The 8,109-nt window shown below is 62.6% G+C and carries 9 protein-coding genes and 1 pseudogene; 4 read left to right on the top strand and 6 right to left on the bottom strand.

Going from position 1 to position 8,109, the window contains the following annotated elements; genetic code table 11:
• Positions 1-253: 253 nt before the first annotated feature.
• Complete coding sequence (locus tag FE851_RS25145; protein ID WP_145206886.1) at positions 254-865, top strand: TetR/AcrR family transcriptional regulator; 612 nt, start codon at positions 254-256, stop codon at positions 863-865.
• A 1-nt stretch (position 866) separates the two neighbouring features.
• Positions 867-2,243: an amidohydrolase family protein gene (locus FE851_RS25140; protein WP_145206885.1), complete on the top strand. Its 1,377-nt coding sequence runs from the start codon at positions 867-869 to the stop codon at positions 2,241-2,243.
• A gap of 403 nt (positions 2,244-2,646) precedes the next feature.
• Here FE851_RS25140 and FE851_RS25135 read toward each other — a convergent pair whose 3' ends face one another.
• Entirely contained in the window at positions 2,647-3,411 is a 765-nt protein-coding gene (locus FE851_RS25135; RefSeq protein ID WP_006949122.1) for an IS6 family transposase, read from the bottom strand.
• Positions 3,412-3,475: 64 nt separating this feature from the next.
• Here FE851_RS25135 and FE851_RS25130 point away from each other — a divergent pair.
• Positions 3,476-5,809: pseudogene (locus FE851_RS25130) on the top strand (Tn3 family transposase); the annotation flags it as partial.
• A 138-nt stretch (positions 5,810-5,947) separates the two neighbouring features.
• Here FE851_RS25130 and FE851_RS25120 read toward each other — a convergent pair.
• The 5 genes from FE851_RS25120 to FE851_RS25100 are packed head-to-tail and all read right to left on the bottom strand — an operon-like array spanning position 5,948 to position 7,592.
• Complete coding sequence (locus FE851_RS25120; RefSeq protein ID WP_037466931.1) at positions 5,948-6,226, bottom strand: hypothetical protein; 279 nt, start codon at positions 6,224-6,226, stop codon at positions 5,948-5,950.
• On the bottom strand, positions 6,219-6,773 hold the full coding sequence (locus FE851_RS25115) for an AAA family ATPase (protein WP_145206883.1): 555 nt from the start codon (positions 6,771-6,773) through the stop codon (positions 6,219-6,221). The genes FE851_RS25120 and FE851_RS25115 overlap by 8 nt, the downstream gene beginning before the upstream one ends.
• Positions 6,766-7,002, bottom strand: coding sequence for a conjugal transfer protein TraD (locus tag FE851_RS25110; RefSeq protein ID WP_037466988.1), 237 nt, complete (start codon positions 7,000-7,002; stop codon positions 6,766-6,768). The genes FE851_RS25115 and FE851_RS25110 overlap by 8 nt, the downstream gene beginning before the upstream one ends.
• A gap of 37 nt (positions 7,003-7,039) precedes the next feature.
• Positions 7,040-7,348 (bottom strand): conjugal transfer protein TraD, encoded by a 309-nt coding sequence (locus tag FE851_RS25105; protein WP_145206882.1) that lies wholly within the window; start codon positions 7,346-7,348, stop codon positions 7,040-7,042.
• Positions 7,341-7,592 carry a DUF5808 domain-containing protein gene (locus FE851_RS25100; protein WP_261371188.1) on the bottom strand — a complete coding sequence of 84 codons (252 nt, stop codon included), beginning with the start codon at positions 7,590-7,592 and terminating at the stop codon, positions 7,341-7,343. The genes FE851_RS25105 and FE851_RS25100 overlap by 8 nt, the downstream gene beginning before the upstream one ends.
• Before the next feature lie 173 nt (positions 7,593-7,765).
• Here FE851_RS25100 and FE851_RS25095 point away from each other — a divergent pair.
• Positions 7,766-8,109 (top strand): MobA/MobL family protein (locus FE851_RS25095; RefSeq protein ID WP_186378987.1); only part of this gene is annotated, 344 nt, incomplete at its 3' end.

Here is an 8,109-nt window from a genome sequence, read left to right as displayed (position 1 = left end):
TTGCAACAGAGCCCGGCCGACGAAGCCGTCACGGGCGATTTTTATCTGCCCACGGGCATCGCGTAGCGGATCCGCGCTGCGGGAGCCATTCCCGTCGACACCGATCGGCACGCGGGACCGCCCTGCGCGGATGGGGGTTAGATTGTCGCCGGATCGGGAAGGGCGCGGCAGTACCAATCTTTTCGCGATTGACAATATTGGTAACCCGATAGATTGTCATTTGTGAAAAGATTCGGCGAGAGGAGCGAACCGCATGGCTAGGGCGCGAGTGGACGCGGCGCGGCGCGAGGAGATTCTCGAAGCTTTCGAGGCCTGCGTTGTACGTCAGGGGATCGAGCGAACGACGCTGGAGGATATTGCGCGCGAGGCCGGGCAGCCGCGGTCGTTTGTTCGCTATTTCGCAGGGAACCGCGACGAACTGGTCGCGAAGCTTGTTGACCGGCTTCTTGCCCGGACCTCGGCGCGGGTCGCAAAGATGCGCGAGCGCAGTAATGGCGACACCGCCATGCTGGTGCGGCTCTACTTCGAGGAGTTTTTCTCGGACGAACACTCGAACCGCATCGTCATCGAGCTGTGGCGGATGACGAATTACTCCGACGACGTCGCTAGGCGCGTGTTTGGCTTGTACGACGAAATCCTGCACGACCTGGCTACCGATCTGTCGAAGGGCGGGGACGGGGACGCCCAAGCGATTTTCGACGGCGCATACGCCTCGTTCTCGCTCGGGCTCGGCATGTCGATTTTGCGCAGCATCGGCGTATCGCCGGTTCGGCCCGCGGGCCTGACGGAATTGGCGCACAGGCTAGCGCTGGGGCAGCAGCCGATGCCGGCGACCCGGGAAGTTCAGCAGAAGAAGGAGGCCTGAGGTGACCCAAACCGCAATTACTGGCGCGACCCTGATCGACGGGAATGGCGGTTCGCCGATCCCGGACGCAGTCGTCCTGTTCGAAGGAGACCGTTTTGTCGGTGCAGGCGCACGCAACGGATCGACGCTTCCCGAGGGGGCGACGCAAGTCGACGCATCCGGAAAGTTTCTAATTCCGGGGCTGATTAACTCGAACGTGCATCTTCTCGACGCGTGGACTTTCATGATCGGAACGGGGACAGTGGAGTATCTCGCCCGTTTCGAGGGTCGGCTGCACGAGGTGATCGAGGAGGCCGCCCAGATTGCTCTGGCCAACGGCATGACCACCGTTTTCGATACCTACAACGCCCTTCAGCCCGTGCTGTTTGCGCGCGATCGTATCGCATCGGGCGAAGCGCTCGGCGCTCGGATCTATGCGGCCGGCAACATCGTCGGCATGGGCGGCCCTTTCTCTGCCGACTTCTCGAAGAAGGCGCGCGAAACAAGCAGCCAGACCTTCTGTGACCGCATGGATGCCATGTTCGAGGCCGGCGTCGGCCGCAGGCTAGCGGCATTGCCGCCCGAAGAGGTGCGTCTCATCATTCGCGACTATCTCAGCAAGGGAGTCGACCTTCTCAAATTTGCGATCAGCGATCATATTGTGCTCGAATATATGAATCCGCACCTCACATTTTCGGCGCGCGTACAGCGCGTGATCGCCGAAGAGACATGGGCGGCCGGAAAGCCGCTCCTCAGCCATACGACCTCGCTCGAAAGCCTCAACGATGCCGTGACGCTCGGGGTCGATGCGATGATGCATACAAGTATGACGGCGGGAGTTCCGATTCCCGATGATATCATCGAGCAGATCATCAAAAAGACGGTGTGGGCGGAAATCCAGCCGGTTCATGACGAGTATCAGCATCATCTCGAGACGAGCGGCGGAATGATGGCGGGCTACGCCGGCGGCGTGCACCGCGAGAATATTCAGCGGCTCATCGCGGCGGGCGCACCCATTCTTCTCGGCACCGATGCCGGGTGTACGGACCCCGACTGCCTCGCAGACATGAGCGAGGGCGACCGGCACGAGCGCCCATGGTCGATCGGCGGCGATCATTTCCATTGGTTCCGTGCAATGCGGCAGCTCGGCATGAAGCCGATGGACATGCTGCAGGCGGCGACGAAGAACATCGCGCGAGCCTACAAGAAGGAAGCCGATCTCGGCACCGTTGAGGCCGGGAAATTTGCGGACTTCCTGATCCTCGATGCCAATCCGCTCGACGACGAGGACAATTACAAGCGCATTCACGCTATCTACCAAGGTGGCCGCAAGGTCGATCGGTCCGCGTTGCCGGTCAAGCGACTGGTCACCGAATATCCCCGCTGCGAGCCTGCCTGACAGTCTCGGCGCGCGGCGGCGGTCGCACGGCGTGATCGTGTGGCTGCCGCCTCGGGTGCAATCGAATCTCGGGAGTTAATTGAGACTGATCTACTTATAGTCGGAGCCACGCTGATCGACGGAAACGGGGGCGCTCCTGTCCGCGACGCGGTAATCCGGATCGAAGGACAAAAGATCGTTGCGGCGGGTGCACGAAACGGCTCGACCTTGCCCGAGGCTCGGCGCACCGTCGATGCGAGCGGAAAATTCGTGATCCCCGGGATCGTGAATGCGAACGTCCACCTTCTCGACGGTATCATGATGATGGGCCGGGGCGGTCTCGAATATCTCGCGCGGCGCCGCGGCCGGAGCGGCTCTGTTGCAAACATGGGGCACGGCCGCGCGGCGTCACCCAGTTGGGGGATTAGGCAGCATTGGCGAAATGCTTATTGAGCATAATCATGGTTTCGGTCAGGGCCGAGGGTCCAATTCCGAATGCTCTTTCAACCAGGCGCACCTCCCCCATGATACCTGGCTGCAGGCACCATGCCTGGGCCTGTCCTTTGCGTAGGGCGCGCATGACCTCGAAGCCCTTGATCGTGGCGTAGGCCGTTGGCATCGACTTGAAGCCACGTACCGGCTTGATCAGCATCTTCAGCTTGCCGTGGTCGGCCTCGAGCACGTTGTTCAGATATTTCACCTGCCGGTGCTCGGTTTCCGCCGCCAGTTTGCCTTCGCGTTTCAGCTCAGCGATTGCTGCGCCGTAGCTGGGTGCCTTGTCGGTATTGAGTTTGGCCGGCTTTTCCCAGTCCTTCAGGCCACGAAGAGCTTTGCCCAGAAAGCGCTTCGCCGCTTTGGCGCTGCGTGTCGATGACAGATAGAAATCAATCGTGTCGCCCCGTTTGTCGACCGCCCGGTACAGGTAGGTCCATTTGCCCCGCACCTTTACGTAGGTCTCATCCAGACGCCAGCTCGGATCAAAGCCGCGCCGCCAGAACCAGCGGAGACGCTTCTCCATCTCCGGCGCGTAGCGCTGCACCCAGCGATAGATCGTCGTATGATCGACATCGATCCCACGCTCGGACAGCATTTCCTCGAGATCACGGTAGCTGATGCCGTATCGACAATACCAGCGCACCGCCCATAGGATGACCTCGCCGGTAAAATGCCGTCCTTTGAAATCGTTCATCGCAACTGACCTTGACAGTACATGAGCCCAATCTTGGAAACCGTGTCAGAGTTTGCAACAGAGCCATTTCGAGGAAGCGCCCACCACGGCGAACATCAACGGGCTGCTGGAACGGCTACGCTATGTGCGCGGAATCGGCATCGACCCGGCGATCGGCGCGAAAATCCCCGACTTCCGGTTCGCGCAGTTCATGCGCGAAGGTGGCGTTGCGCCGGCGTTCCTGCTCTCCGATTATAGCCTTAACAGGCGCCGCGCGACGCTGATCGCGGCGGTCATCGACCTCGATGCCAGGCTCGCCGATGGTGCGATCCAGATGTTCGACAGGCTTGTCGGAAGCCTGTTCACACGGGCGCGGCGCGGGCGGGAAAGGCGCTATCAGGACAGCATCCGCTCGGTCGGCGAACTTATGCGGCTGTTCGGCGCGACGATCGCCGCGCTGGGAGAGGCGGTCGAACATGGCGGTAATCCGCTCGAACTGATCGACGAAGCGGTAGGCTGGCACAGACTGGTCGCAGCCAAATCGCAGGTCGATGCGCTGGCCGAGCTGGCGGGCGAAGATGCGCTTGTCGCGGCGACTGGTCGCTATGCGACGCTGCGGCGGTTCAGCCCGGCTTTCCTCGATACATTCACGTTCAAGGCATCGGGGAGCGGATCGCAACTGGTCAAGGCCATCGAGGTCATCCGCGATACCAATGCCCGCAAGGCCCGCAGCCTGCCCGAGGGCGTTCCGCTCCCATTCGCCAACCGGCAGTGGAAGCGCCTCATCACCGAAGGTGGCCAGGTCGATCGCCGGCGATACGAGACGGCCATCATGGCCACGCTGCGCGATCGGTTGCGCGCCGGCGACATATGGGTCGAAGGAACCCGCAATTATCGCCGCTTCGACACCTATTTGCTGAGTCGACGCGATGCCGATAAGGTGGCCGACAGCCTGCCATTCCAGACCGATGCGGCCGCCTATCTGGAGGAGCGGGCAAGGACGCTCGACTGGCGGCTGCGCCGTTTCGCCAAGCAACTCAAGGCGAACAGGCTCGCGGGCGTGGCGCTCGAACGCGACCGGCTCAAGCTGCAACCCATGCCGGCGATCACTCCACCCGAGGCGGAGGCTCTCGATCGCAGGCTCGACGCCTTGCTTCCGCGCGTGCGGATCACCGAACTCCTGGTCGAGGTGGCCGAGCGCACCGGGTTCCTGAGCGCATTTCGCGATCTTCGGTCCGGCAAGGAGCATGACAACCCGCACGCGATCCTCGCCGCCATTCTCGCTGATGGATCGAATCTGGGTCTAGAGCGCATGGCCAACGCCAGCGACGGGGTGAGCTACGCCCAGCTTGCCTGGACCCACAACTGGTATTTGTCGCCCGAAAACTATCAGGCCGCGTTGGGGATGATCGTTGCCGCGCACCATGATCTTCCTTTCACGCGCCATTGGGGAGCCGGCACTAGTTCATCCTCCGATGGGCAGTTCTTCCGCTCGGGCCGCAACCGATCGGCGGCGGCCGACATCAATGCGAAATATGGCAGCGAGCCGGGCCTGAAGATCTACTCCCACCTGTCCGATCATTTTGCCTCGTTCGGATCGCGGATCATGTCGGCCACCGCCGGCGAGGCCCCCTACGTGCTGGATGGCCTGATGCTCGGCGCCGGCGCGCTACCGCTGCATGAGCATTACACTGATACCGGCGGCGCGACGGACCATGTCTTTGCCCTTTGCCATCTTCTCGGCTTCCGGTTCGTGCCCCGTCTGCGCGACATCGCCGACCGGAAACTCGGCTCGATCGCCGCGCCTTCGACCTACAAAGGCATCGAAAGCCTCATGGGCCGCACGATCAAGACGGCGGCGATCGAAGCCGATTGGGATGACATCGTCAGGATCGTCGCCTCCATTAAGGAAGGAGCCGTTGCGCCCTCCGCGATCCTGCGCAAGCTGGCCGCCTACAAGCGCCAGAACAGGCTGGATTTTGCGCTGGCCGAACTCGGCCGCATCGAGCGGACGCTATTTGCGCTCGACTGGCTTGAACAGCCCGACTTGCGTCGCGCCTGCCAGGCCGGCCTCAATAAAGGCGAAGCACGTCATACCCTTGCCGCCGCGATCTACACCAACCGACAGGGGCGGTTCACCGATCGCTCGATCGAGAATCAGGAATATCGGGCATCGGGCCTCAATCTGCTGATCGCGGCGATTTCTTACTGGAACACCGTCTATATGGACAGGGCCGCCCAGCATCTCCAATCATCCGGCGGCACCTTCGATGATGCGCTGCTTGCCCATCTCTCGCCGATGGGCTGGGTGCATATCAGTTTGACCGGCGACTATCTGTGGCAAAGGGCAAACCGGCTCTCCCCTGGCGAGTTCCGCACCCTCAACGATCCCATGGCCCGCCTCAAACTCGTGGCATAGCCAGTGTTCTCATTATGTCCGCCAAATCGTTGTCTGGCGCACAAACCTTGAGGTGACGCCCCTGACAGCTCGGTACTGATCCGCGCGAAATCGATTGCTCGTTGGCGCTGGGCGCGTTCTTCATCCGGGATGGGGTGGTCATTCATCGGTTGAGTCTCCCTTGTCGGGCACGGAGATATGGATGATGCCTGGCGCGGCGGCGATGGCGTCCACCAGGCTGTCGACGGTTTCCATGCGGTGGCTGGGCCAGTCGCGCGAGACGGTGACATAGCCGGCGTCGGTCTGGACATTGATGGTCGCGGTGGCGGGCAGCAGGTCGAGCAGGGTGGCGAGCTTGTCCTGAATGTCGGGGGTGATGCGATCAATCCCCGGCCCCACCATCAGAAGCTGCCAGGAAAGGCGTGAGGTGTCAGCCATCTTGTTCTCCCATCCGTGCGCGGACGAAGCGCGCCCGTTCCGAAACCGGAGCGAGGGGGAGCTTCACCAGTTCGTAGCCGAGGCTGGCATAGACCGTGACCATTGCCTCATAGGTCGCCTGCGCCTCTGCCCAATCCTGTTTCCGCTCCGCGTCCTGCCCAAATATCTCGCGCCAGGGCGGAGCGATGAAGACGCGGCGCTGATAGCGAAACAGGTCCGCTGCCTGGCTGACATGGGCCGACACCGGGAGGCTGCACAGATGCAGATAGCCAATGACATCGGGGACGCCGCGATCGAAGATGACTGGCCCCGCGCGATCATGGGCCTCATGCCAGGACCGCAATTCCCATCCCAGCATCAATTCCGCATAGGCGGCGCGATTAGCCCAGGGGAGGGCGGCGCCGCCAATCGCGACCTGATCGCGAATGATGGCGCGACCGGCCTCTGGCATGTGGTGGACGCCTTGCGCCGCCAGTGCTTCGATCAGGGAGGTTTTGCCCGAGCCGGGACCGCCGGTGATGATATGGAAATCGGGCCGATCAACCATCGTCCGGTTGCTCCTCGCCGGCTTCCGCTTCCGCGTCGAACGCACGCTTGCCGCGCCGCTTCCACAGCGCCAGCACGTCGCCGGTATTTTCGTCCCGGGCTTTCGCCGCCAGTTCGAGCATCGCGCCGTAGAGGGTGGCGCGATCGTCGTCGGCGAGATCGACGAGGCCGGCTTTCTGGACGAGGCCGCCCAGCTCGATCAGGTGGCGGGTGCGTTCGCGTCGTTGCACGACCCATCCTCTCGTATCGGTGCGGCGCTGTGCGGCCTCAGCCCTGCGCACCGCCTGCTGAAGTTTCGCCTGCGCCACCGTCGTTGCCTGCATTGCCCTTGCCAGACTTGCGCCCGCGCCGCTGAAAGAAGGCCGCGCCATCAGAGCGCCACGCCTCCCGATTGTCCGCGACCTGCGCCTCGCCGATGACATGCAGCAGCGCACCGGCCAGCACTTCGGCGTCGAGCGCGTCGGCTCCGGTGGCCATCACGAGTTCACCGAGCTGCTGGACCTTCTTCGCCTTCAGCGCCCTGGCCTTGTCGCCGAGCGCTTTTAGCTCCGCATCATAGTCGCGTACCTTACGCATGGGAGATCGCTCCGACAGTGAGGATGAGGGCGACGGGAAAGAGGGCGGCGAACAGGACCGTGCCGATCATCCACCACCCCGCGCGAGGGTGGGCCATGTTGAGCGTCCAGCCCAATGCGGGATTGCGCTTGGGCACCCACAGGCGCGGATCGGCCTTGGCGCAATAGCAGCCAAACAGGCCGTCCGACCAATGGGCGGGATCGCGCCAGAGCGCATCGAGTTGCGGACTGTGGTTGGCCGTCATCACGTTCCTTTCCTCGCACGTCGATGAAGCAGGATCGTAGCACAGCGCACACATGAGAAAACGGGCGACACCCGAAAATGCGGCGAAGTCAATCATGCGAACGGCAGAGAGTGTGAGTGCGCGCTTATACGTCGTTGCCGACGTGCGCTCAGGAGGGCAGTATGGTGGCCGTCATGGCGATCTACCATTTCTCGGCCAAGGTCATCAGCCGCGCCAACGGATCGAGCGCGGTTGCGTCGGCCGCCTATCGTTCGGCGTCCGAGCTGCACGACGAGCGGCTCGGGCGTAACCACGACTTCTCGAACAAGGCCGGCGTCGTCCATTCCGAAGTTTTGCTGCCCGAAGGCGCGCCGGAGCGTTTAAACGATCGCGCGACCTTGTGGAATGAGGTCGAGGGAGGGGAGAAGCGCAAGGACGCGCAACTGGCGCGCGAGGTCGAGTTCTCGATTCCACGCGAGATGAACCAGAAACAGGGCGTCAGCCTCGCCCGCGATTTTGTCGAAAAGCAGTTCGTCGA

It is taken from the genome of Sphingobium sp. B2 (genome assembly GCF_007693735.1).
GTDB classification, from domain to species: Bacteria; Pseudomonadota; Alphaproteobacteria; order Sphingomonadales; family Sphingomonadaceae; genus Sphingobium; species Sphingobium xenophagum.
The sequence above is the reverse complement of the archived record's forward strand: the minus strand, read 5'-3'. Positions and strand labels throughout refer to the sequence as shown.